Annotated in this window: 1 protein-coding gene; it reads left to right on the top strand. The window is 65.4% G+C overall.

Annotation, left to right across the window (positions count from 1 at the left end; translation table 11 throughout):
• Positions 1-132 precede the first annotated feature (132 nt).
• A protein-coding gene (locus ON21_RS37335) for an IS5 family transposase (RefSeq protein WP_373281150.1) occupies positions 133-902 on the top strand; the annotation gives its coding sequence in 2 pieces (ribosomal slippage) (positions 133-432 and positions 435-902; 768 coding nt in all).
• The last annotated feature ends 13 nt before the right edge of the window (positions 903-915 follow it).

The raw sequence follows: 915 nt of genomic DNA, 5'->3' as shown, positions 1-915 counted from the left end.
CTAAGACCGTGTCTCACGTCGCTGTGACTGGTTGTCGGTGGGTCGCGATGGACTGTGATCGGTTGTGGTGCATGATGTTCGGCCGTGTCGGACAAGTTGTCGAAGCGTCTCGTTCCGGACGAGCTTTGGGCGATGGTGGAGCCGTTGCTGCCGAAGTTCGAGCCACGACCGCAGGGTGGGGGTACTGCTCCGGCCGACGAGCGGGCGGTGTTCACGGCAGTGGTATTCGTGCTGACCAGTGGGTGTGCGTGGCGGATGCTGCCGCCGTCGTTCGGGGTGACGGTACCGACGGCGCACCGCCGGTTCACGGCGTGGACCGAAGCGGGCCTCTGGCGGCGGCTACATCGCGCGATACTCGATGAGCTCGGCAGCGAGGGCTTGATCGACTGGTCGCGTGCGGTGATCGACGCAGCAAGCGTCCGGGCGAAAAGGGGGGATCTCTGACCGGCCCGAGCCCGGTTGACCGCGGCAAGTCCGGCTCGAAGATCCACGTACTGTCCGATCGCTTGGGAATGCCACTGTCGGTCGCGGTTTCGGCGGCCAACACCAACGATGCCGAGGCATTGCGGCCGCTGGTCAAAGTGGTACCCGCGGTTCGGTCGCGGCGCGGTCCGCGTTGGCGCAAACCGGCCAAACTGCATGCCGACAAGGCGTACGATACCGCCGAGCTGCGGCAATGGGTGCGTGATCGGGGTATCGCCGTCCGCATCGCGCGCAAAGGCATCGAATCCTCGCAGCGCCTCGGCCGCCACCGCTGGGTCATCGAACGCACCATCTCCTGGCTCACCGGCTACCACCGGCTCAACATCCGCTACGACCGCAAAGCCACACACTTCCTCGCGTTCCTCACCCTCGCCGCGGCGCTGACCTGCTTCAAGAAGCTGACGAAATGCGCCACATGAGACGTGGTCTAAG

This window comes from Nocardia araoensis NBRC 100135 (genome assembly GCF_000308435.1).
Classification (GTDB): Bacteria; Actinomycetota; Actinomycetes; order Mycobacteriales; family Mycobacteriaceae; genus Nocardia; species Nocardia araoensis.
This window is presented reverse-complemented; position numbering and strand designations above follow the sequence as displayed.